This window comes from Diaminobutyricibacter sp. McL0608, from assembly GCF_039613825.1.
In the GTDB taxonomy this organism is placed as follows: domain Bacteria; phylum Actinomycetota; class Actinomycetes; order Actinomycetales; family Microbacteriaceae; genus Diaminobutyricibacter.
Window position 1 is genome coordinate 2,928,401 of record NZ_CP154826.1, and the last position, 23,365, is coordinate 2,951,765.

Below are 23,365 nucleotides of genomic sequence, written 5' to 3' on the forward strand. Positions count from 1 at the left end.
CAATCGTGGTTGGGCTAATACGCGCTACCTTGAATGGATGGAGACCGTGACGCGTCCTGAGATGCGCAACCGCAGTGCCGACATCCTGCGCCGCGTCGAAGCCGGAGAGTCGGTGCAGGTAACGTACAACGGCCATCTGGCGGCACTCATCATCCCGGAGAGTGGCGACCCGCTCGACGGACTCATCGCTCGAGGCGCGGCACGGCCCGCGCGCTCCGGCGCCGACACGCTAGCAACCATCAAACGCGTTGTATCGCCGGTGAGTTCGCGCGAGTTAATCGAGATGAGCCGCGGCCGCGGGTAACGATTGTCCGCCTGCACGCCTCGCCAGTGATGACACGCGCAACGGCCAACCGAGCTGGCTGCTAGGTTCCTGTTCGTGGCGGTATGGGAAGCGGACAATCAGAATCCCGGATTCAACATGATCCAGAACGGGTTCATCACGAAGTTTCGTGCGGTGGCGGTCCTCGACGACGCTCTGTTGTCGTTTCGATCAGCGGGCTATCGAGTGGTCAGTCTTGACGCCGGTCATTGGACGACCGAGTCAGCGCTGCATCAGGCCTTTTCCACGACACTCCGCTTCCCGTCGTATTACGGCCGCAACCTTGACGCATTGTCAGACTGCCTTCGTGATGTCGCCGAGCTGGACTACGGATGGGCCGATTCGGACGCCGGCCTGATCCTGGTCATCGATAACTTTGACCGCTTCTGTTCTGCGATGCCCGAGACCGCCAGCACAGTCCTGGACATCGTTAGCCGTGCAGCACGTCTCGGCGCACTACTCGGCAACCGGATCCTATGTCTCATCCGATCAGACAATCCGTGGCTAGAGCTGGGGAGAGTGGGAGGAGACGAGCCGCAATGGAATCCTCGCGAATGGCTCAACTCCAATCGGGTTGATTAGCCTCAGACATTGGCGGCCGGCACGTTCTGTCTCCTACTTGGAGTGGTATGGGGGTGGGCTCTTCGCATGCCAATATTGGCCAATGACGTCGGCTGACAAACTGCGGTCCAAGCTCAAGTCGTATATCGACAGTGAACGGATCGTGTGCCTACGTCGGCACTCGCACCCGTACTACACGATCAACGGATTCGTCCTCGCCGTCGGACGCAGCTGGGTGCTGCTGTCCAGAGCCATGGAGGGCGGATACTTTGACGGGTTCGCAGCGATTCGAATCCGAGACATCAAGCGGCTCCGTCGTGACACTTCGTTCCAACCCGAATTCGCCAAGACCCGACCAGAGTGGCCTCCAACCCTCCCCACGATCGAGGGGAACCTTGACTTAGACAGCACGCACGGAATGCTGCGTTCGCTGCTTCGGGGGGAGCACGTCTACGGCATCGAGCGGGACAAACGCGTCGACGCGATCTGGATCGGAGTGCCGAACGAACTCAGAAAGCGATGGCTGTACATCTGGGAAGTCGACGCACAAGGGCGTTGGCATGACTCCCCACTCGGATACAAGGTCGGCACTATCACCACGGTGATCTTTGACGATCATTATCAGACGGCGTTGAGGGCTATAGCTGGAGATCCGCCGTCAGAAGCGTCGGCGGACTGGTCACCGACTCATCTGGCAACTAGTTGAAATCACAGACCTAGGTCGAGTTCAGAAGAGGGCTCGGTCGTAGCCTTGCCGTCAGAACAGAGTGGGCTCTACAGGCGGCGCAGACTCCGGGCGAAGGAGCAGATCTAAGAACTTCACATTGATGAAGATCCGCTCGCGGCCGGCCCGGACATCCTGGAGTACCTCTCCAGCGACGAGGCCATTGAGCCAGTTCGTGGCGGTGGGTCGCGAGACCCGGCATCGCTCGACAACGTTCGCGATTCGACAGTAGGGCTGCTCGAAAAGGACGGCGAGCAGGTCCGCGTTCGCTCCGCCGGAGGTCAGCTCCCGGATCCGACCGAGCGTCTCGTCCTGCAACTCTTGAATCTGATCAATCTTCTCGACAGTGCTCAGAGCTGTTTGGCGAATGCCTTCGAGTATGAAGAGCACCCATTCTTCCCAAGCACCGTCGCGAGTAACGGCGAGGAGCAGTTGGTAATACTCGTCTTTGTTTTGGATGATGTAGCGCGACAGGTAGAGGATCGGTTCACCAATCAAACCCGCGTTCATAAGCATGAGGACATTGAGGATCCTGCCGGTGCGCCCGTTGCCGTCCTCGAATGGATGGATCGCTTCGAACTGATAGTGGGCAGCTGCCATCGCGACGAGAGGGTCGAGTCCGGCGGGAGCGTGGATGAATCGCTCCCACTCGCCGAGCTTGTCGCGGATGACCTTCTCCCCTACCGGAGGCGTGTAGATAGCCGCGTGGGTCGATGGATTGCCGATGTACGTGCCCGGTTGCCGGCGGACGTCCATCTGACGACCCTTCACGATCGTGCAAACCTCCGTCGCAGTCGTCACCGAGAGCGGTCGAGCTCGAATCAAGTCGACTCCTGCAAACAAAGCTTTGCGATAGTTCAGCGTCTCCTTGGTGGCGGGGTTGCTCGCGGCGGACTCGTCCTGAGCGAACTTGAACAGATCGTCCGCTGTCGTGACAATGTTCTCGATTTCAGAACTCGCTTGGGCTTCCAAAAGTGGAATCGAGTTGATGAGAACTGTGGGGTTGGTGATTCGGCGCGCTGCTTGGTCGAGCGCGGCGAGCGCGGCTCGCGCCTCGACAGTCGCCTTGAGGACAGCCTTCGTCTCAATGTCCTGGGTCGGCGGCAAGGCGGGAAGGTCGTTGTACGCGGCTTCTGCTCTCCACACCATGTGTCAAGACTAGTGACAGATCTCTGGGACGTGTAAAAAAACACGCCCGAAATTTACACGTCGAGTCGTCGTGTCAAAACCTTTGCAGTTCGGATTACGGTCCCCCTCGACCCACCGTCCGTGCCCACCGTTTGCCCACAGTTGAGGAAGATCCAACGAGATCGTCGTGATCTCTATTAGTTCAAAAGGCCCGTAATTCCGCGGATTTTCGCGGGAAACGTCGCTCTGACGCGGGTCTCGGACCAACTTTAATCCGCGGCTCGTGGATTCGAGCCCCACCGGGCCCCACCCTTACTATCGCTGGGATCGCAAGCCGTCAGCGGTCGAATCGGACGCTGGGTCTTTGGGATTGCCCAGACTTTGCACACAACTTCTGGATCCCCAAGGCGCCTCAATGTTTGGTGTCTTCGGTCGCATCGGCCGGAGGCGCTCGGACCGGCGCCATCCTACTGGCGTGTGGAACGCAAGTACCCCCAAAACGGGTCGAATGGGCTCTTTTGACGGTTCGGCGGTCCAACGTTCTGTAGGCTCAAGCGCCGACTCAGGAGACGCTGCGAGTCGCGAAAGGTAACCCGAACTGAATGAAAAAGAAGCTGATTGTTCCGATCGTGGCGGCGGCCGTCGTCGTCGCAGGCATCACCGCAATGTCGTCACCTGCAAGTGCATCGACGACCACACATGATCGTATTTCGGGCGCGGACCGCTATGCGACCGCGGTCTCGGTAGCGCAGCAGCTGTACCCGTCGCACGCAGACACGGTCTGGATCGCCTCCGGCGAGAACTTCCCGGACGCCCTTTCTGCGGGGCCCGCCGCAACGATGGAGAACGCTCCGCTGTTGCTCACCGCGCACTCATCGCTCCCGGCGTCGGTAGCAACGTACATCAGGGCCCTTAACCCCACGAAGGTCGTGATTGTCGGGGGAACAGGAGCGGTCTCCGCGGCCGTCGGGACCCAGGTGTGGCAGGCGACGGGCGTCACGCCGAATCGAATTTCAGGCACGGATCGATATCAAACGAGCGAGAAGATCGCTACAACTGTGTGGGGTGCGAACTCTTTGGCCGGACAACCTGTCTGGTTCGCGTCGGGCGCGGCATTCCCGGATGCGCTGGCGGCGGCCGCGGCCGCCGGCGACGCTCGCGTTCCGGTGATACTCGTTCCGCCGACCGGCAGCGTTCAGGCTCAGGCCCAGGATGCGCAATCCCTCGGCGCGACCGACTTCAAGATCGCGGGCGGTACCGGTGCCGTATCTAGCCAGGTCCAGAGCAGCATTGCTGCCTATCTGGGTGGTACCGCACAGCGCTTCGGAGGCTCGGATCGCTATTCAACGGCGAACATGATCGCTGCCACCTACGGCGCCGTCCCCGGCATCATCTACATCGCTTCCGGCATGAACTTCCCCGATGCGCTCGTCGGTGCACGACTGGCCGCAGGCACCGATCGGAGGCTCTACCTTTCGGCACCGAGCTACCTTCCCGCATCCGTCTACGCCGCCACGAACGGAAGCGACGTAACCGGAGACGTCGTGATCGGCGGAACTGGCGCCCTCTCGAACAACGTTGAGAACCTCCTCGCTGCGCCGACACCGCCCACAGGGAGCGAGACGAGTGCTCTCGCAACCGCGAAACAGTACTTCCAATACGGATTCCACTTCTCATACCAAGGCCTGATCGATCAGCTCTCGAGCCCGTACGGCGACAAATACTCCGTTGCTGACGCCACATATGCCGCTGACCATGTCGGCGTGAATTGGAACACCGAGGCCGTCGGCGCAGCCAACAGTTACAAGAGCGCCGGAATGCACTTCTCGGTACAAGGCTTGATCGATCAGCTGTCGAGCGCCTACGGCGACCAGTTCACTGTCGCCCAGGCGACCTATGCGGCGAATGTCGTCGGCGCCTTCTGACGCAGGTCACCAGAGTGAAAAGAGGCCCCCGCTTCGACCCAATGCGGCAGGAAGTGCTGACGTTTGGGTGATCTTTGGGCCTCGCCGTTCTCGCCGGCGCCCAGGGATGCGCCTAGCAAAAGCGCATCGCGGACCTATTTGTCCCCGCGAGATGTCGCGGCCCAATCTGGGAACCACTCGGCGACGTCGGAGGTCATCGTCACATACTCGACGTGAGAGCCGTCCGCTCGCGCGGTAAGAATGTCGGGCGCACGTGGTCCGACGCCATGGCTAAGCGAGAACACGATGCTGCGGCCGTCAGGTGACGGCGACGGATCGGAAGCGAAATACGCTCCGGCGACATCAAGCTTGATTTGCGTGATCCCATGACCTTCAGCGTCGATACGCACAAGGTGGCCATCCGGCGTCGACGACAGGAGCGACTTTCCGTCGGGTGACCAAGCAGCCGATTGGATCTCATCCGGCATCAAGACTCCGTAAGGGGTCACCTGACGTGCGCCCGAGTCATCACGATGCGCAACGAAGAGTGAGACTACGGTGATGTCGGGGTCGCTTGTCGGTTTCGTCCGCAGGAATGCAAACCTCGTGCCGTCGGGCGAGAACCCGACCGGGGTGTCGGGGTTGGCGAACGGGTTGGTGGTCAATCTTCGCGGGTCTCCTCCATCACGTGCACGGAAGGTGGCGATTCCCGGTGAGTCGCCGCCGACAGCGCAGACAATTCGAGAATCGTCGGGGGTCCACGCGTTGCAGTACATGTCTGGCGGTTGCGTGGGGAGGTCAAAGAACTTGTAATGGCGTCCGTCCGGGGAGGTGATCGCTGGCCGGAAAGGGAGAAGGTTGCCGGCTTCGTCGACGCGGAGGATGTTGCTGAGGAGGATTTCGCCCGCGTCGTGGGACCAGACCGGTCGGCCGAAGTCCTCGAGTACCTGCGGGAGTTGCAGCTCGACTGCTCCAGTCCCATCTGGGTTCGCTACGACGACATGTGCTCCGCCGCCCGGTATCGACGTCGTGTACGCGATGCGCTCATGCCCGTAAGGGCGGCTTCCTTCTGCATTGGCGGGACCCGCGATTGCACTGACGACCAGTACCGTTGCGATCGTTGACAAAGCGAAGACTCGTGCCGTGCTTCTCATAGCTCACGAGCGTGCTCTGACCACTATCCGCCGGCAATACGCACAATGCGTACTCATCCAGCAGGCAGCTAGGTTGTCGTGCTCCGACTCTCGCTCGCCGTCTGCGCCCGTTCTTGCGTGATTCCGAGAAGTTGACATGCCCGGACGGCATCGTGCCGATTGTGAACCCCGAGTTTCCGGTAGATATGCTCGGCGTGCTTCTGAGCAGTCCTTGGCGACATTCCGAGCCGAGCCGCGACCCCACGAGCTCCGACACCCTCCGCCTGAAGTTCGAGCACAAGGATTTCACGCTGCGTGAGGAGGTCGCCTGTGCCGGTTCGCAAATCAAGGAGGTCCATGGCGACCCTGTGCCTGGCGAATGCGGTCAGCACCGGTGCGATCGCATCGCACACTTCCCTATCCGCGGACGACAAATTCGCAGTGCCGCGACCGAATACCCACGCATGTCGTTCCCCGTCCGGGGCCACTCCCAGCGGAACGGGGATTGCGAAGTGATACTGGCGCCCCCACAATGCGCGCATCATTCGCGCCATCTCGGATTCTAACCACGTCCGTTCGGTGACAAGGTCAGTCACGCTAAATGGCTCATTCGCCCCGTCAACAACTAGGTGGCGGATGCCGGGATGGCCAGCTACCGCTTGGCTTGTCGGCAATCTCTCGAACGGCAGAGCCTGCCACGCGGAACCGGGGGTGATATGTACGGGTGCTGTCCATCCCCGCCGCTCGTGCACGTAGAACCCGGCGATGTCAGCACCGACCAACTCCTGCGTGAGCGCGAGAACCAAGGGGAGTCCGTCTGTCCCGAACGGGGCAGAAAACGCGGCGTAGGCGACTTCCGTGACCGCTTCCCTTGCCCTCGTGACCCGAATCATGGGTGGCACCACCTCCCGCATTTGCCCGCTCAAGCCTCCTCGGCTGACCGAGGAAGCGCAACACCTGACCAATGCATCCAACGACAGTGCCCGGCCTCACCGCGGCGCCGGGACGCCCCCATACATCACCGAAATCAGCACTTCCTGCCGGGGTGGGCTTCGACGGGGGCCTTTTGCGTCACGCTCAGAGGCGATCCGATACCTGGATCGGGCATTGCCGCGCCCGTCGACAACCAGGAGAATGGCGACGGTGCGGGTTCCACCAACGAACCAGCTGGCTGGCCGCCGAGCGAACACACCATTGGCACAATGAACAGGTGGACGTGAACGTGGAGATATCTGATTGGGAGCAGGAGTGCTGCGGAAAGCGGATCTCACTCAATCAGGTTGTGACGTGGGAGGTCTTCCTTCGTCCTCGACCGTTCGGGAAAGAGACCGACGCCTGGGGCACGGGCCTCACCGAGTTGATCGAAACCCACCACGACATGTTCATAGGCGGCACACAGGTCACGGGACGCGTGACTCGAATTCGAGCTGTATGGCCAGAGCAAGGAATTCTGGCCGGAGCAGAGACGGTGTCGGACATCGAGCAGATTTGGGGCCCCGGCGACAGCGAAGACGGCTGCGACTACGGCCGCGAAATCAACCCTGAGTTCTTCGTGGTGACCCTCAGAGTGCCATCTTCAGCAAAGCTCCCAACCAGTCCCGCAGAGCGAAAGACTGACGCGTAGGGACTGCGCCTTTCCGAAACTCGAGCGTCTTCGGCAATGTGCACGGGATCATGTGTAGCGAGGCTCGCGTATTGCGTGGCCCTCGATACCGTCCAGGGTGAGGAGCTCTCGCACGAGCTCACGCGGACCGGCAACTACCGTGTATGGCGCATCGACTTCGATTGAAAGGCACCAGGTCTCATCCGCGGGCCAGATCAGCTGCGGCATGATTCCCGTCTCGTCGTCAGGGGCCCATCCGAGGCCTGCACGCCGCGGCCAGTCGGGTCGAGCCAACTCGTCAAGGTTCGTCGCCCCGAGGGCGTACCTCCTGTGGGGCAAGTCGAATCGTGGCTCGCCGAATTCTCGAACCTCGCCGCGCCTGGCACGCTTGTATGCGCCGCCGTCGAATTCTGCCATGGCGACAAGGCGTGGATCAATCGCTTGGTGCCTCGGCTCGCGTGGGTCCGTGACCGGCTCAGAGGCGGGGTTTTTCTCGCCGTCGAACGCGACATACACACTGACGCTCGAAGCCCCGAACCCCCACCCTTCCCAGACTGCGAGGGTGATATCGTCCGGCCGGGTTGTGTGCGCCCTCAGTGCCGGCACGAACGACGCGAGCAGGGCCGGATCGATTCGTCCTTCGTCGGGCCAGCGGACTTGCCAGCCGTCGGGCCAGGCATTTGCAGTGTCGTCCAAGGTGATGTCGAGCCACTCGCTCGCGGAATCCAATGTCACGTTGTTTCGCGCCGCCACATCGGCCCAGCGCCAGGTGGCCTCCTGATCGTCGTCGAGACGAAACGCGTCCACAGGATTCAGGATGCGAGCGTATGCGGCCATCCCCGAGGGCACCATCATGCCCAACCCGGGGATGCGCTCCTGCAACCAACGCCCGCGCTGCGGATCGACGAACCAGTCCATCCGACGATCATGCCATCTGTGGCATCGGGACCACTGCGCCCGTTACCACTACTGAGCCAAGGTCGGGTCTTACGAGCCCGCCGACGGGCTGTCTCCGTTGGCGTTCCCCAGACTTCTAGTCCATCGGCCCACCTGTGTGAGCAGAAGTCGAACCAGACGCCGTTCTCGAGCACAAAGCCCTCCTTGGAGGATCGGGCGATGCGCCAAGGGCGCCTCTATGTCACGGCGACGGGTCGGATCTTTCGCCATACCTCGCCAAGCGTGCGCCTGCGATTCCCCGCTGATACCAGGGCCCTGTCAAGCAGCTCAATTCTTCATCTGTCGCTCGTACAGCGACGACGAACTGCTCCAGGGATCGACTAGGCGTCCTGTCCAATCGAGCGAGGAGTTTCAGCTCAAGCGGTGCATTCCAATGTGACCCGACCTCGACCGGGTCGACTAGTCCCGCGCTCGCCACAAGACTCAGAACTTCGGTCGACGTGTTTCGGTTGATCAAGAGCGCAATGTGCACCTCCGGGTCGGTTGACCTGGCAAGATACAGCGCGAGATCCACGGGAAGGGCCGGATTGAAAGCAAGCACGCGGCGGTCCTCATCGTCGCCGTCTCTTGCCCAACGCCAAGCATCGATCGGCGAAATTGCTTCATCGCGCAGAAGGTCTTCTCGCTCAGGCGAGTTCATGGTTTATCCGGCTCAGCAATTTCGCCGTTGTGACTTTCACTCTTCTTGATCCGCTTGGCAAGTTGCTGGATCGCTCATTTTCGAAGATACGACATGAGTGGTCGACGGTGACGCTGCGACAACCAAAGCTGAGGGTCAACTGGCTCCGACTCCATTGCGTGACGGCGGCAAGCCGCGGATGCGCGGGCGAAGCAGACGTGGCAGCGGGCCGGGTCAGTTGAGGATCGAATTTCCCCTTATACTCAATCGCTCGCGGTCGTTCAACGGGCTGTGGCGCGCCCTCCGCATGAGTCGGTGAAGCATCGCCGTCTCACAGGAAGGAGCAGGGCTCGTGAGGAATGACGCATTGAGGCGAATCGTGGGTGGGGTCATCCTGGCTACGGTCGCTGCATTGGCGGGCGTTACGGCCGCCGCGCCCGCGCAAGCGGTTAGCCCGTCCACTCCTGCAACGGCTATTCGCCGACTGACGCTCCCCGATGCGCCGGTAACGGTCGAGACGTTGGCCGATGCTCACGGAAACGTCTGGAACCTCGAAGAGCGAGGCATCAGTATGGCGCACGACGGGGTTGTGACGTATTTCCGTGACCCCGCCGGTCGATACAACTGGGGTTTTGCGCTCGACCCGCAGGGCAACGCGTGGTACACGAATGATGACCAGACGTCTGGCGCGCGTTTCGTGACGAGAATCACCTCTACTGGCCAGAGGACAGATTATGCGGTCAGCCTATCCGGCGGCATTTCTGCCGGCCCGGACGGCACCATGTGGTTTATCGGAGCCCAAGGCGGGGTTCTCCGAATCAGCGCGAGCGGTGGGATGACCGCTTTCAGCACACCTCAGATCACCGAATCCACCTTTTCTTCTGATGGCACTCTCTGGTTCGGTGCCGACACCACGCTCGGATGGATCTCACCATCCCAGGTCTCCGCCGTTGCCGGAACCGCTGCAATCTCCGAAGCGGGGCACAGCATGATCGTCGCCGTGGACGGTTCGGTATGGTTCGCCGACGGAGGTGGCGTGGGAGAGATCACCCCTTCGCATGTTGTGAGTGAGTTTGAGCCGCCCGGCAGTAGCTATATTGCATCGAATCTGGTCCAGGGTTCGGACGGCAATATCTGGTTCGAATGGGCCACTCTCGGGAAAGTCGCCAAGGTGACTTCGTCGGGACAGTTCACCTCTTTCGATGTCGGGGGCCTGTCCGGCAACATGGTGCTTGGACCCGGCGGTGATCTGTGGCTGTCTGACGCTCTGCCGAACCCGGCGCAGGGTCTTACGCAGCTCGACGATGTCGTACGGATCAGCAGCGCTGGGGCCATCACCCGATACCGCGTATCGATCGATACGATCGCACTCACTCTCACAATGTCGCCGGACGGAACCTTGTGGTTCCAGAGTCAGGACGACGGAAGGAGTTTCACCACAGCGCCCAGTTTCACGGCGACCATCTCGTCGGACGGCGTGATTCAGAAGCTGGTCGACAACGGCATCTTCGCGGGCGGAGTCGCCTTCGATACCGAAGGCCATGCGTGGACACTCGATTACATGGCACGCACCCTTGACGAGTTGCAGCCGATATCGACCTCACGAGTCTCCGGAACGGACCGATTCGGAACGTCCGTTGCGATCGCTCGGCAGAACTATCCTCAGACCGCGCCTATCGTCTTCGTCGCATCTGGTATCAACTATCCAGATGCATTGTCGGCCGGCCCTGCTGCGGCAGCGATGGGCGGACCACTCCTGTTGACCAGCCCCGGGTCGCTGCCGGCGGTCGTCGCTGACGAGATCACGAGTCTCGCTCCCGCGAAGATCGTCGTCGTCGGCGGCCCGGGTGCCATATCGGACTCCGTTCTGACACAGCTACGCGCCATCGCTCCGACGACTCGCGTGTTCGCGTCCGACCGCTACGGAACCTCCCGCGCGATCGTCCGGGAATTCTTCCCCAACGGCGCTTCGGCAGCCTATGTGGCGACGGGATCGAACTTTCCCGATGCCCTTTCTGCGGGGGCTGCCGCAGGAGCTCACGGGCAACCACTTCTGCTCGTGAACGGCTCGGCAACGACCGTCGACACGGCTACCGCCGACCTGCTCACAAGTCTTGGAGTCAAGCACCTCACTATCGCCGGAGGGACGGGCTCCGTGTCTGCCGGATTCGCGACCCACCTCAGCGCCATAGCGCCCACGACTCGCGCCGCGGGCGCCGACCGCTTCAGCACAGCAGCAGCCATCAACGAGGCCGCCTTCTCTGGCTCCCCTGTCGACCGCGCGATGATCGCCAATGGCCTGAATTTCCCCGATGCTCTCGGTGCATCGGCCTGGGCTGCGGCCACGAAGTCCCCCCTCTTCATTTCAGGGACCAGTTGTGTACCCTCCAGGACAATTGGCGACATCATTGATCTCACTGCGTCGGCTGTCACGATCATTGGAGGCATCGGGGCCCTTTCCGCCAACGTCGACAACCTCGCGAGCTGCTGAACTGGATTCGAGCTCCACCGGGCCCACGCAGTAGATCATTGGGATCCCAGCCCCATCACCACCCGTTCCGGACGCCGCGGTAGTGGGAAGATGTCGACGTGGATGAGGTTCGCGTCGTCGTCGCGCATCAGGAACGGGCGACTCTGCGTGTGGGTGACGTGTTCCTCAAGATCGATGCTGATCAGGCGAATACAGATCGTGAAGTCGACGCCATGGCCTTGGCGCCTCTGCCGACACCGGAGGTCTTGTGGCATAACCCGCCCGTGATCGCGCTGGCCGCGCTACCGGGTGTTGCGCTGGGCCGACTCGGGGAGCGCTCTGCGGCGTCTCGGGAGGCATGGGTGGCGACCGGTGCCGCTGTAAGGGTGCTTCACGATGCTCCCCTTCCGCCCTGGGCGGCGAAAGCACGCGATGATTACCATCGTCTGGACAGCGAGTGCGACTGGCTCCTCAGGAACGGGGTCGTGCCGCCCGCGGTGGTGGCGTACAACCGTGACAATGCGCAGACGGCGTTCCGGCACTTCACCCCGGTCTTCGCCCACGGAGACCTTCAGGTCGATCATGTGTTCGTCGACGGTGACGTCGTCACCGGTGTGATCGACTGGTCCGAAGGGGGACCCGGGGACCCCATGTTCGACCTGGCCACGTTGACCATGGGTCATCCGGAACACCTCGACGACGTGATCGCAGGCTACGGCGCAGGAACGGATCGCACGGTCATCGGCGCATGGTGGTCGCTGCGCAGCCTTCTGAATATTCGGTGGCTGATCGAGCACGGTTTCGACCCGTCCCTACCGGGCTGTGAGATCGATGTTCTCACAGCCCAGATGACGGGACGAGGAATCACGGACAGCGACGCGCCCTAAGTGACCGGGCCGCGCGCGAGGGTGACTGCGGCTGCCTGGGAAGCGCCCGACGAGTCCGTCCAGCTGATGCTGACGCGATCCCCCGGCTTGAGAGCGCTGAGCGCGTCCGTGAGGTCCTGGGCCGAGGAGATCGTGCTGCCGTTCACCGCAGTGATCGTATCGCCGGCGGCCAGTCCTGCCGTCGCGGCCGGGCCGCCATCGATGACACCGGCGATGGGCGCGCCGCCGGTCGCGGATACTGCACCGCCGTCGTATCCGGGTGCGGTGGGATCGCCCGACGAACCGATCTGCACGCCCAGGAAGGCCGGATAGCCGATCGTCACGGTGGACGAGGCGTCGCCTGCCGTGATCTCTCCGGCGATGGTCAGCGCGTTCTCGATCGGGATCGCGTAGCCGGCTGGTGTCGATCCACCATCCTCTGCCGCGGTGTCGATACCGATCACCTCATCAGAGGAGTTGAAGAGGGGACCGCCGGAGTCGCCGGCCTGGATGTCGGCGTCGGTCTCGATGAGACCGTGCAGCGTCTCCGAGACAGCACTCTGCTCCCCCTGCGTCGTGATGGTCTGATCGAGTGCCGTCACAGTTCCTGGGGAAGCGGAGGGCGTGCCGCCCGCACCCCCGGCATTGCCGACACCCGTTACCGCGTCGCCGACAGCCGCATCCGCCGACATGTCGAGGTGGGCCGTGCTGAGGCCGGAGGCACTGCTGAGTTGAAGGACAGCGATGTCGTCGGTGGCATCGGTGCCCACCACGGTGGCCGTGTATTGAGCGCCGGTCGAGACGACCGTGACGCTGATGCTGGTCGCCCCCTCGACCACGTGGTTGTTCGTGAGGATCTCGCCATTGGAGGTGAGTACGAGTCCGGTGCCCATGCTCTCCGCCTGGTCGTAGGTGAGTTCCGAGGTGATGTCGACGACCCCGACCTGCTGCGCGGCCGTGGCGCTTGCGAGGCCGGTTGAGGTCGAATCGGTGGAGGAGCCGGCGCCGCCGTTGCCGTAGTCGTATCCGTAGCCGTTGCTGTAACCGTTGCCGTACGAGGATCCTGAGCCGCCGTAGCCGTAGCCGTATTGCCCGAGAGCGGTGTGGATGTTGGCTGAGACACTCGAGGTCGACGCCGCGGCCGCTCGGATGGACGCGGAACCCTTCGCGGCCAATCCGACCGTGGAGCCGACGACCACCGTTGCTGCGACGCCGATCGACAGCACGACCACCCGCCGACGCCGACCGCGCCGGACACTCGCACGCGCTTCGGCCAGCGCCTCATCCCTCTGATCGATTCCAGTACGTGCGAAAGCCCCGTCTACGGTATCCATGGCTCTTCGTCCTCTCAGCTTCCTACTTGATGTCCAGAGCACACCCCACGAAATTGAGAAGTTGTCATGGGCTACTTATGCTCGCGCCGTGAGAACCCCAGAGTCTGCTGTGAACTCGTCACCCCCGACGTGCTGTTTCAACCGATCTCGACACAACACTGGCCGGGCCGGTCCCCTCAGGGATCGGCCCAGCCAGTCATCGTCAGACGAGAAGTTCAGGACCTTTAGATCAGGTGTTTCGCGTCGAGTCCCCATTTGACAGCGAGCTTCGCACTGATGCCGGCGTCCCGCACTGCCTTGAGCGCGTCGATGAGTCTCTTGTTGATGGGCGCACCCTTGTTCGTGTACGCGCCGATGCTGTTGTCGGCCGGGTACGCGTTAGGGACGGCCTTGAGCTTGTCGCCGGTGGTCTTGATGACATCCGCAGTGGAGACGTCCGTCTGGAACGCAGCATCCGCCTTGCCGTTGAGGACGTTCTGGACCACGTCCACACCCGCATCGGTGCCGAGCGGCTGTACCGGCTTGAGGTGGGCAGCAGCGAGCTGCTTCTGGAGGTCGGCGAGCTTGGGCTCGTCAGCGGAGCCCGTCTGATACGCCAGGGTCTTGCCTGCGAGGTCGGTGAGCACGTGGATGGAGTTGTCGTTCTTGTGAACGAGCAGGGCGTAGCCGGTCTTGAGGTACGGCACCGGGCTCGCGGCCGCACTTCGCTCGGCTGTGACATAGAGCGACGACCAAGCGACGTCGCATCTTCCCGCGTTGAGGGCGGGGATGATCCCCTTCAGGCTCACCTCGACGGGAACGAACTCGAGGTGGAGCTGCTTCGCTGCAGCCTTCGCGAGGTCCACGTCGAATCCGACCGGATTGCTGGTGTCGGTGCCTTCGTAATACTCCATCGGCGCGTAGGCGGCGTTCATGCAAACGGTGAGCTTGCCAGCAGAGACGACTCCCCCGGTTCCGGATGCGCCGCTGGTCGGCGTGGAGCTGCAGCCGGCGAGAGACGTGATAGCCAGAAGCGCGAGCGCGGTTGCGGCTGTCGAGGTGCGGATGAATCTTTTCATGAGTACTCCAAGGGGGTGTGATGTGGTTGGGTGTTCGGGTCAGGAGACGTGGCTGAGATACCGTCGCGCCTCGTCGGTTTCGGGCGCGTCGAAGAATCGGTCGGGTGCGGCGACTTCCACGATCCGTCCGGCATGGAACAGGGCGACTTCGTCGGCCACGCGCCGGGCGAACCTGGTCTCGTGGGTGACGACGACCATGGTCATCCCTTCGGCGGCGAGGGTCTCCATGACGGCCAGGACCTCACCCACGAGCTCTGGATCGAGCGCCGACGTCGGTTCGTCGAAGAGCATGACGCGTGGTTCCATCACGAGCGCTCGCGCGATCGCGACGCGCTGTTGCTGCCCGCCGGACAGCTCGCTGGGATATTGTGCGGACCGTCCCGCCAGTCCGACGCGTTCAAGCATGGCCATCGCCTTCTCTCGCGCGTCGTGTCGCGACATGTGAAGTGCGAGGGTCAGCCCGCTTGCGACATTGTCGACGGCTGTCAGATGGTTGAACAGATTGAATCGCTGGAAGACCATCCCGATCTCGCGGCGCTCTTTTGCGAGCTTGCGCTCCGGAAGGCGCCTTCCGCGAGCGTCGACCCCGAGAACCCGTCCGTCCAGCAGGATCGTGCCGCTGTCGGCAGGCTCCAGGACGTTCATCAGCCGAAGGATCGTTGACTTTCCGGAGCCGGAGGCCCCCAGGATGACTTTGACCTGCCCTGCCTCGACACTGAAGCTGACACCGCCGAGCACCTCCAGGCCTCCGTAGCGCTTGTGGAGGTTGACAGCCTCGAGCACCGGCCCGTTCACGCGTAAACCCTGCGGGGCAGAAACGACTTCTTCGTCGAGGTCCATTGGAATCGCCTTTCGAACATCCACTGAGCGGCCATGAGAAGACTCACAATGACCAGGTAATAGACAGCTGCGGCCGAGTAGAACTCGGCGTAGCGGAAGGTCCGCGACACGAAGATCCCGGCAATGGTCATCAGCTCTTTCAAGGAGATGACGCTGGCGAGCGACGTGTATTTCAGGACCGCGATGAATTCGTTGCTCGTGGGAGGGATCGCGGTGCGAATCGCTTGAGGCATCACCACCCGGAACAGGGTCCGTGCCGGCGTTATCCCGAGTGCTCGAGCCGCGAGGGGCTGGCCTTCTTCGACGGCTTGCATGGCAGACCGGAGAATCTCAGCCATGTATGCGGCTTCGACGATCGTCATGCCGATGAAGCAGGCGAGGAACGGGTTGAACCAGCTCTCCCGGAATGCGGGCCAGAGCTGGGGCGCCGCGTTCCAGACGACGAGAAAGATCAGCAGGGTAGGTATGGCGCGGAAGAACCACACGTACAGCATTCCGAAAGCCTGCGCCAGCCGATTCTTCGATTGGCGCGCGAGGGCGATCAGGAAGCCGAGCACAGTGGCACCCGCCATCGAACAGATCGCGAGACTCAGGGCGACCCAGGCGCCGGTCAGATAATCGGCCGAGAACAGCGCCGACCAGAAAACATTCGGGTCGAAACCCATAATCCCACTCCGAATCTTCATTGAAACGTGGTTATTACGCGACATCGAATGACAAGTACATCTCGAAGGAAGTTTCTTCAGATGAATCATTTGTTGCGTGGTGGACAGCATAGGTGCGGTTGCCCGCGCGGTCAAGCCGAAAGATCCTGATACCAGGCGAGCATCTGTGCGCTCCGTATTAGCCGCTACCGTTGAAGCATGCGTCCGATGCCGCTTGACCCAGCCGACCGCCATGTGAACATCGGCCCGAGGCTCCGCGCCGCGCGCAAAGCGCAACAGCTGACGATCGACGAGGTGGCGAGGGTCACCGGCCTGACCAAGGGATTCCTCTCGCGTGTGGAGCGAGACGTGACGTCGCTCAGCGTGTCGTCGCTGATCACGTTGTGTGACGTTCTTTCGATCCCCGTCGGCTCGCTGTTCGAGGAGCCCGATGTACAGCTCGTCCGCGCAGGCACCGGCGCGCGGATCAACCTGGGCGGCGTGGAGACCGAGGAGCGGCTGCTGTCGCCGCGGTCCGAGGGGAAGGTGCAGGTGATTCGCTCTGTGATCGAGAGCGGCGGCCACGGTGGCGACGAGCTCTACGCCGTCGCGGCGGATGTGGACGTGCTCCATGTGCTCCGCGGCCATGTCGAGGTGCGCTTCTCCGGTGAGGAATGGCAACTCGGCGCAGGAGACACACTGACTTTCAGCGGTCACGAGCCGCACACCTGGCGAGTGCTCAGCGAGGCTGGCGCCGAGGTGATCTGGGTGCTCGTCCCAGCACTCTGGAGCGCCTGACAGCCGCCTGCGAACCTGTCGGGCGGGTTGCGACATGATCAGACGGCGTATAGCCTTGCGCGAAACTAAAGTTTTTCACTGAGCAACTTTTACGCAAGGAGGCCAATGATGGCGTCGTCCGTCGGCCCGATCGACTCGTCCCGGATCCCGCGATACGCGGGGCCCGCCGGATTTGCGAGGCTGCCCCGCCTCGATCAAGTGGGGCACGCGGACATCGTCGTCGCCGGCGTCCCGTTCGACTCCGGCGTTTCGTACCGGTCGGGCGCACGTTTCGGGCCGACCCACATCCGCGAGGCGTCTCGTCTGCTCCGGCCCTACCATCCGGCCCTCGACGTCTCCCCCTTCGAGGTGGCGCAAGTCGCCGACGCCGGAGATGTTGCGGTGAACCCGTTCGACATCCGGGAGGCTATCGAGACCATCCAGGCCGCCGCCTACGACCTCACCTCCGACGGGACACGCCTGGTCACCCTCGGCGGGGACCACACCATCTCGCTCCCGCTGCTGCGGGCCGCTGCCGAGCGGCACGGCCCCGTCGCCCTCCTCCATTTCGACGCACACCTGGACACCTGGGACACGTACTTCGGCGCCGAATACACCCACGGCACCCCGTTCCGCCGGGCGTTCGAAGAGGGAATCATCGACACCGAGGCGCTGAGTCATGTCGGCACCCGTGGCCCGCTCTACGGCAAGAAGGATCTCGAGGACGACCGCCGTTTCGGCTTCGGGATCATCACGAGCGCGGACGTCTACAGGCAGGGCGCGGACGAGGTCGTCGCCAGACTGCGCGACCGCATCGGCGACCGGCCCCTGTACATCTCGATCGATGTGGACGTGATGGACCCGGCGCATGCGCCCGGCACGGGCACGCCGGAGGCGGGAGGGATGACCAGTCGCGAACTACTGGAGATCCTGCGTGGATTCGCAGGCCTCAACCTGATCGGCGCCGACGTGGTCGAGGTCGCCCCGGCATACGATCACGCCGACATCACCGGCGTTGCGGCCTCCCACCTCGCCTACGACCTCGTTTCCCTGCTCGCCCTGAACCACAAGTCGGCCGCGTCGTGACCGCCCGCACGGGTGGCGACGTCGTCATCGAGACCCTTACCGCACTGGGCGCGCGACACGTCTTCGGGATCCCTGGGCAGCACGCGCTCGGACTGTTCGACGCTCTTCGTCGCAGCCCCCTGACCTTCGTCAGCTCCAGGGTGGAGAACAACTCCGCGTTCGGCGCAGACGGCTACTCGAGGGTCACAGGCGAGGTAGGCGTGCTATTCCTCTCGACAGGCCCAGGCGCGCTGACCTCGCTCGGGGCGCTGCAGGAGGCGTACGCCACCGGGGTTCCGCTCGTCGTCGTGGCGAGTCAGGTTCCACGACGCGGGCTCGGCGGCACACGCAACGGCCTGTTGCATCAGCTCGACGACCAGCAGGCCAGCGCACGGAACGTCACCAAGTCGACGGCTCTTGTCCGGGACGCTGCCCAGCTGCCGGCCGCCTTGGCCGATGCATGGGCGCTCGCGCAGTCCGCTCCGTCGGGGCCGACCTGGGTCGAGGTTCCGGAGGATGTTCTGCTCGGTCCGGCCGGCGTGCCGAGAGTCCTCACCGCACCTACAGCGGTCATGTCATCCCGCGGGCCGCGCGCGGAACTGGTGGCGGAGGCGGCCGAACTGCTCTCCTCTGCCCGTCGCCCCGTCATCCTCGCAGGCGGTGGGGTCCGCCGCTCCCCGGGCGGAAGTGAAGCATTGCGCAGGCTCGCCGAGACGCTGGACGCTCCCGTGGTCGCGACGGTCGGCGGCAAGGGTGCCATCGATTTCGCCCACCCGCTCTCAGCCGCATCCTGGATCGAGGACCGGCAGACCACCGAACTGCTCGAGCGGGCGGACGTGCTGCTCGCCGTTGGCACAGCGATCGGCGAGGTGACCAGCAACTACTTCACGTTCGCGCCGCGCGGCCGCCTCATCCAGGTGGACGCGGAACCACGAGTGCTCGGCTCCAACTATCCCAGCCTCGGAATCCCTGCCGATGCCGCAGTGGCACTCGACGCGATCGCGGATGTACTGAGCGCCCACGACCCGGCGCGAACGGTCGAGCAGGCGGGCGCTCGCATCGCTGCGGAACTACGCACAGACGTCGAGGCTCGCCTCGCGGGCCAGGACAGGGAGGTCGAGCGGACGCTGCTGGCCGATCTCCGTTCCGCTGTGCCGTCCGACGCCCACACCTTCTGGGACATGACGATCGCTGCCTACTGGGCCTGGTCGGTGTGGGACCCGCAACACGGCGAATTCCACTCCGCGCAAGGATCCGGCGGGCTCGGATTCGCGTTTCCGGCCGCCGTCGCCGCGGCCGTCGGATCCGGCCGGCGTACCCTCGCCGTCAGCGGCGACGGCGGCGCGCTCTACTCGATCGCCGAGCTGGCTGCCGCGCGTCAGCACGATGCCGACGTCACCTGGCTGATCGTCGATGACGGTGGTTACGGCATCCTCCGTGAGTACATGACCGAGGCGTTCGGCGAGGCAGCAGCCACCGAGCTGGCTCGCCCCGATTTCGTCGATCTCGCCCACGCGTTCGGCATCCCAGCCGAACGCGTAGACGCGGCCTCAATCGGTGCGGCCGTCGCAGCGAGCTTCGAGCGCCGCGGTCCCGTCGTCCTCGTCCTCCCCGCGTTGCTGCGGATGTTCGCCCCCACCCATCTCTGATCCACCGACTGTAACCTCTCAAGGCAAAGGAGCCTTTTCATGGACATCGCCATCGTCGTCATCTATCTAGCCGCGATGGTCGGCTTCGGATTCTGGGGCCGCTCCCGGACGAAGAACTCGGCAGACTTCTTGGTCGCCGGCCGCCGGCTCGGCCCGACTCTGTACACCGGAACGATGGCTGCCGTCGTACTCGGCGGCGCGTCCACTGTGGGTGGCGTAGGCCTCGGATACAAATTCGGCATATCGGGTATGTGGTTGGTCATCGCCATCGCCGTGGGCCTTCTGTTGCTCAGCCTGCTTTTCGCCGGACGCATCCAGAAGCTCCGCGTGTACACCGTCGCCCAGATGCTGCACCTGCGCTATGGGGTCAACGCCACCAGCGCCTCCGGCATCGTGATGATGGCGTACACCCTCATGCTCTCCGTGACCTCGACCATCGCCTACGCGACGATCTTCAACGTCCTCTTCGGCACCGACCAGACACTCTCGGTCATCATCGGCGGCGCGATCGTAATGCTGTACTCCGCTATCGGCGGCATGTGGTCGATCACCATCACCGACATGGTCCAGTTCATTCTGAAGACGATCGGAGTCTTCTTCCTGATGCTGCCGTTCGCGTGGATCCACGCCGGCGGGTACGAAGGCATCGTGAAACGCGTCGGCTCCGCCCACTTTGCACTCGGTGCGATCGGCGTAGACACCATCGTGACATTCTTCGTGGTCTACACGTTCGGAATGCTGATCGGGCAGGACATCTGGCAGCGCGTCTTCACGGCGCGGACACCGCGCGTCGCCAAATGGGGTGGCACGACCGCAGCTCTCTACTGCGTCCTCTACGGCATCGCGGGCGCGCTGATCGGCACCGCGGCAGCCGCCTTCCTTCCCGATATCGCAAACAAGAACGACGTTTACGCAACGGTTGCCGAGACGATTCTCCCCGTTGGCGTAGCGGGTGTCGTGCTGGCCGCGGCGGTGGCCGCCATGATGTCCACAGCATCGGGCGCCCTCATTGCGGCGTCTACCGTCGCACGGGCAGATGTCGTCCCGTTGCTCCTGCGTCTCATCGGCCGGCGCCCTGCAGAAGTATCGTCGGACAACCCGGAACATGACCTGCGCTCGAACCGTCTCTACGTCGTCGTACTCGGTGTGGTGGTAATCGGTATCGCCGCCTTGCTGAACGATGTCGTCGGCGCGTTGACGGTTGCGTACGACATTCTGGTCGGCGGCCTGCTCGTCCCGATCCTCGGCGGATTCGTCTGGCGACGCGCAACGGGTGCGGGCGCACTCTGGGCTATGGGCACCGGGACCGTCGCGACACTCGGCACCATGATCGCGCTCGGCGACGTTCTCGCCAACCCGCCAATCTACGTAGGACTCGGAGTCAGCCTCGTCGCGTACATCATTGCCAGCCTCCTCACGCCCCGCACACCTGCTGCTGTTATGCAACGCTGGGACGCCAGGCTCCGCGGCACGACTGAGCCGACGGGCGACGCAGAAAACGCCGAACCCGACGTAGCCATCAATTCCGCTGCCTGATCTCGCCCCCGACGAAACTCGCCAAAGCAAAGGACTTCCGTTCATGCAGTATGCCGTGACCAATCCTGCGACCGGTCTGACGGTGCGCACTTTCGATTCCATCAGCGACGCCGACCTCGACTCAGTGATCGCTGGTGCAGACGGCGCATACCGGCGCTGGGCCCGCACGACCACCGTCGACGAGCGAGCCGCGCTGGTGCGCCGCGTGGGCGAGCTCCATCTGGAGCGGAAAGACGAGCTCGCAAACATCATCGTCGAGGAGATGGGCAAGCCCATCGACCAGGCCATTAGCGAAGTGGAGTTCGCGGGAGCGATCTACGAGTATTACGCCGACCACTCGGCCGAATTCCTGACGGACGAGTCCATCCCGCTGCTCGGCGGTACAGGCTCGGCGGTCGTGCGGCGTTCGGCTTTGGGTGCGCTGTTGGGGATCATGCCATGGAACTTTCCCTACTATCAGGTGGCCCGGTTCGCCGGCCCGAATCTGATCATCGGTAACACGATCCTGCTCAAGCATGCTGAGCAGTGCCCGGAGTCGTCGGCGGCGATCGAGCGGATGTTCCGGGACGCGGGGTTCCCGCAGGGTGCGTATGTGAACATCTACGCTACGCATGATCAGATCGAGACAGTGATAGCTGACTCGCGGGTGCAGGGGGTTTCGCTGACCGGTTCGGAGCGTGCCGGCGCGGCGGTGGCCGAGATCGCCGGCCGCAATCTGAAGAAAGTGGTGCTGGAGCTGGGCGGCTCCGATCCGTTCATCCTGTTGTCGACGGACGATCTTGAGGCGACAGTGAAGGACGCGGTGGCTGCCCGTTTGGACAACAGCGGCCAGTCTTGCAATGCAGCCAAGAGGTTCATCGTCGCCGACGAACTGTACGACGAGTTCTTGGTCGCCTTCACCGCCAAGCTCGCCGAGGTGGAGGCCACCGACCCGACCTCTACGCACTCAATGCTCGGCCCGCTTTCGTCGCTGCGGGCGGCGAAGGGACTGGACGCCCAGGTGCAGGGTGCGGTCGCGAACGGTGCGACGCTGGTGCGTGGCGGCAGGCGCACCGGTGCGTTCTTCGAGACGACGGTGCTCACCGATGTGGCACCGGAGAATCCGGCTTCGAAGGAGGAATTCTTCGGGCCTGTCGCGCAGGTGTTTCGCGCGAAGCACGAGGCCGACGCGGTGCGCATCGCCAACGACACGCCATTTGGACTCGGCTCCTATGTCTACACGACCGACAGTGAACAGGCGCTGCGGGTCGCCGACCAGCTTGAAGCGGGCATGGTTTTCGTCAACGTCGTCCTCGCAGACGGCGCCGAACTGCCGTTTGGGGGCGTGAAACGGTCCGGTTCGGGTCGTGAGCTCGGCCGCTTCGGCGCCGACGAGTTCGTCAACAAGAAGCTCATCCGCATCGCCCGGTGAGAGGGTCGCTTTCAGTCGACCCGGCCGGATACGAGGGATTGTGCCCGTTCCGCGCACGAGTAGCGTGAAAGACGACAGCACTCAGGGAGGAACGACATGAGCTCCATCGTGGTCCAGGCATTCATCTCACTCGACGGTGTCGTGCAGGGCGGTGGCGGACCGGAGGAGGACCGCGACGGCGGCTTTGATCAGGGCGGCTGGGCGATGGGCTTCGACGAGCAGCACGACGTCGACAACGAGGGTGGCGACATCATCGCTGAGTGGGAGAGCAAGACCGAGGCGCTCCTGCTCGGCCGCAAGACCTACGACATCTTCAGCGACTCCTGGGGCAGGTGGGACGAGAACGCAGAGGGCTTCCAGGGCGAGCTGACCAGACGGTACAACCGCATCCCCAAGTACGTGGCGTCGCGCACCCTGACCGAACTCGGCTGGAAGAACTCGCAACTTCTCGGCCCGGACGTGCCGGCGGCGGTGGCGGAGCTGCGTGCGAAGCCAGGCGGCGAGATCCGCATCTGGGGCAGCACGCTGCTGATCAGGGCGCTGGCCGAACACGGCCTGATCGACGAGTATCGGCTCGTCGTCTATCCGCTCGTCCTGGGTGCAGGAAAGAAGCTCTTCTCCGAGGGATTCCCGCCCTCGGCATTCACACTGGTGGAAAGCCGAGCCCTGCAATCGGGCGCGGTGGTCAGCTCGTATCGGCGCTCCGACGCCGGGTGAGCTCGAACGTCCGTTCCGGTCCCGGTCACGAACGAGCAGACGTCCGA

At 63.4% G+C, this 23,365-nt stretch carries 21 protein-coding genes; 13 read left to right on the forward strand and 8 right to left on the reverse strand.

The features are described from left to right. Nucleotides 1-37 precede the first annotated feature (37 nt). From AAYO93_RS13995 to AAYO93_RS14005, 3 genes are all read left to right on the forward strand, one after another. Nucleotides 38-304, forward strand: coding sequence for a type II toxin-antitoxin system Phd/YefM family antitoxin (locus AAYO93_RS13995; protein WP_345761786.1), 267 nt, complete (start codon nt 38-40; stop codon nt 302-304). 75 nt (nt 305-379) lie between these two features. Beyond that, a complete protein-coding gene (locus AAYO93_RS14000) occupies nt 380-904 on the forward strand; it encodes a barstar family protein (protein WP_345761787.1) in 525 nt (174 codons plus the stop codon). Nucleotides 905-986: 82 nt separating this feature from the next. Then, on the forward strand, nt 987-1,589 hold the full coding sequence (locus AAYO93_RS14005; RefSeq protein WP_345761788.1) for a hypothetical protein: 603 nt from the start codon (nt 987-989) through the stop codon (nt 1,587-1,589). A gap of 51 nt (nt 1,590-1,640) precedes the next feature. On the opposite strand, the gene AAYO93_RS14010 is transcribed toward AAYO93_RS14005, so the two are convergent. After that, a complete protein-coding gene (locus AAYO93_RS14010; protein WP_345761789.1) occupies nt 1,641-2,756 on the reverse strand; it encodes a Fic family protein in 1,116 nt (371 codons plus the stop codon). A 581-nt stretch (nt 2,757-3,337) separates the two neighbouring features. Here AAYO93_RS14010 and AAYO93_RS14015 point away from each other — a divergent pair. After that, nucleotides 3,338-4,660 carry a cell wall-binding repeat-containing protein gene (locus tag AAYO93_RS14015; RefSeq protein ID WP_345761790.1) on the forward strand — a complete coding sequence of 441 codons (1,323 nt, stop codon included), beginning with the start codon at nt 3,338-3,340 and terminating at the stop codon, nt 4,658-4,660. A gap of 134 nt (nt 4,661-4,794) precedes the next feature. On the opposite strand, the gene AAYO93_RS14020 is transcribed toward AAYO93_RS14015, so the two are convergent. Both AAYO93_RS14020 and AAYO93_RS20210 read right to left on the reverse strand, forming a co-directional pair. Further along, nucleotides 4,795-5,766: a TolB family protein gene (locus AAYO93_RS14020; protein ID WP_345761791.1), complete on the reverse strand. Its 972-nt coding sequence runs from the start codon at nt 5,764-5,766 to the stop codon at nt 4,795-4,797. Between the two features lie 95 nt (nt 5,767-5,861). After that, complete coding sequence (locus tag AAYO93_RS20210; RefSeq protein ID WP_434056641.1) at nt 5,862-6,686, reverse strand: response regulator transcription factor; 825 nt, start codon at nt 6,684-6,686, stop codon at nt 5,862-5,864. 296 nt (nt 6,687-6,982) lie between these two features. On the opposite strand from AAYO93_RS20210, the gene AAYO93_RS14025 reads away from it, so the two are divergent. Next, nucleotides 6,983-7,396: a DUF6578 domain-containing protein gene (locus AAYO93_RS14025; protein ID WP_345761792.1), complete on the forward strand. Its 414-nt coding sequence runs from the start codon at nt 6,983-6,985 to the stop codon at nt 7,394-7,396. Nucleotides 7,397-7,444: 48 nt separating this feature from the next. Here AAYO93_RS14025 and AAYO93_RS14030 read toward each other — a convergent pair whose 3' ends face one another. Further along, nucleotides 7,445-8,293 carry a hypothetical protein gene (locus AAYO93_RS14030; protein WP_345761793.1) on the reverse strand — a complete coding sequence of 283 codons (849 nt, stop codon included), beginning with the start codon at nt 8,291-8,293 and terminating at the stop codon, nt 7,445-7,447. 1,010 nt (nt 8,294-9,303) lie between these two features. Here AAYO93_RS14030 and AAYO93_RS14035 point away from each other — a divergent pair. Next, a complete protein-coding gene (locus AAYO93_RS14035; RefSeq protein WP_345761794.1) occupies nt 9,304-11,442 on the forward strand; it encodes a cell wall-binding repeat-containing protein in 2,139 nt (712 codons plus the stop codon). A gap of 98 nt (nt 11,443-11,540) precedes the next feature. Further along, nucleotides 11,541-12,308: a phosphotransferase family protein gene (locus tag AAYO93_RS14040; RefSeq protein ID WP_345761795.1), complete on the forward strand. Its 768-nt coding sequence runs from the start codon at nt 11,541-11,543 to the stop codon at nt 12,306-12,308. On the opposite strand, the gene AAYO93_RS14045 is transcribed toward AAYO93_RS14040, so the two are convergent. The 4 genes from AAYO93_RS14045 to AAYO93_RS14060 form a co-directional block, all read right to left on the reverse strand. Then, nucleotides 12,305-13,621: a S1C family serine protease gene (locus AAYO93_RS14045; protein ID WP_345761796.1), complete on the reverse strand. Its 1,317-nt coding sequence runs from the start codon at nt 13,619-13,621 to the stop codon at nt 12,305-12,307. The genes AAYO93_RS14040 and AAYO93_RS14045 overlap by 4 nt on opposite strands. A 224-nt stretch (nt 13,622-13,845) precedes the next feature. Continuing rightward, complete coding sequence (locus AAYO93_RS14050; protein ID WP_345761797.1) at nt 13,846-14,679, reverse strand: transporter substrate-binding domain-containing protein; 834 nt, start codon at nt 14,677-14,679, stop codon at nt 13,846-13,848. A 39-nt stretch (nt 14,680-14,718) separates the two neighbouring features. After that, the gene (locus AAYO93_RS14055; RefSeq protein ID WP_345761798.1) at nt 14,719-15,519 is read right to left on the reverse strand and encodes an amino acid ABC transporter ATP-binding protein; all 801 of its coding nucleotides are present in this window, start codon (nt 15,517-15,519) and stop codon (nt 14,719-14,721) included. Continuing rightward, nucleotides 15,471-16,319 (reverse strand): amino acid ABC transporter permease, encoded by an 849-nt coding sequence (locus tag AAYO93_RS14060; protein ID WP_345761799.1) that lies wholly within the window; start codon nt 16,317-16,319, stop codon nt 15,471-15,473. Before AAYO93_RS14060 ends, AAYO93_RS14055 begins: the two co-directional genes overlap by 49 nt. Nucleotides 16,320-16,382: 63 nt before the next feature. Between AAYO93_RS14060 and AAYO93_RS14065 the strand changes: the two genes are divergently transcribed. The 6 genes from AAYO93_RS14065 (at nt 16,383) to AAYO93_RS14090 (ending at nt 23,318) form a co-directional block, all read left to right on the forward strand. After that, nucleotides 16,383-16,961, forward strand: coding sequence for a helix-turn-helix domain-containing protein (locus AAYO93_RS14065; RefSeq protein ID WP_345761800.1), 579 nt, complete (start codon nt 16,383-16,385; stop codon nt 16,959-16,961). A 105-nt stretch (nt 16,962-17,066) separates the two neighbouring features. After that, on the forward strand, nt 17,067-18,026 hold the full coding sequence (gene speB / locus AAYO93_RS14070) for an agmatinase (protein ID WP_345761801.1): 960 nt from the start codon (nt 17,067-17,069) through the stop codon (nt 18,024-18,026). Next, on the forward strand, nt 18,023-19,654 hold the full coding sequence (locus AAYO93_RS14075) for a thiamine pyrophosphate-binding protein (RefSeq protein WP_345761802.1): 1,632 nt from the start codon (nt 18,023-18,025) through the stop codon (nt 19,652-19,654). The genes speB and AAYO93_RS14075 overlap by 4 nt, the downstream gene beginning before the upstream one ends. Nucleotides 19,655-19,693: 39 nt before the next feature. Then, on the forward strand, nt 19,694-21,190 hold the full coding sequence (locus AAYO93_RS14080) for a sodium:solute symporter (RefSeq protein ID WP_345761803.1): 1,497 nt from the start codon (nt 19,694-19,696) through the stop codon (nt 21,188-21,190). A 43-nt stretch (nt 21,191-21,233) separates the two neighbouring features. Next, complete coding sequence (locus tag AAYO93_RS14085) at nt 21,234-22,601, forward strand: NAD-dependent succinate-semialdehyde dehydrogenase (RefSeq protein WP_345761804.1); 1,368 nt, start codon at nt 21,234-21,236, stop codon at nt 22,599-22,601. 96 nt (nt 22,602-22,697) lie between these two features. Beyond that, entirely contained in the window at nt 22,698-23,318 is a 621-nt protein-coding gene (locus AAYO93_RS14090) for a dihydrofolate reductase family protein (RefSeq protein WP_345761805.1), read from the forward strand. Nucleotides 23,319-23,365: the final 47 nt, after the last annotated feature.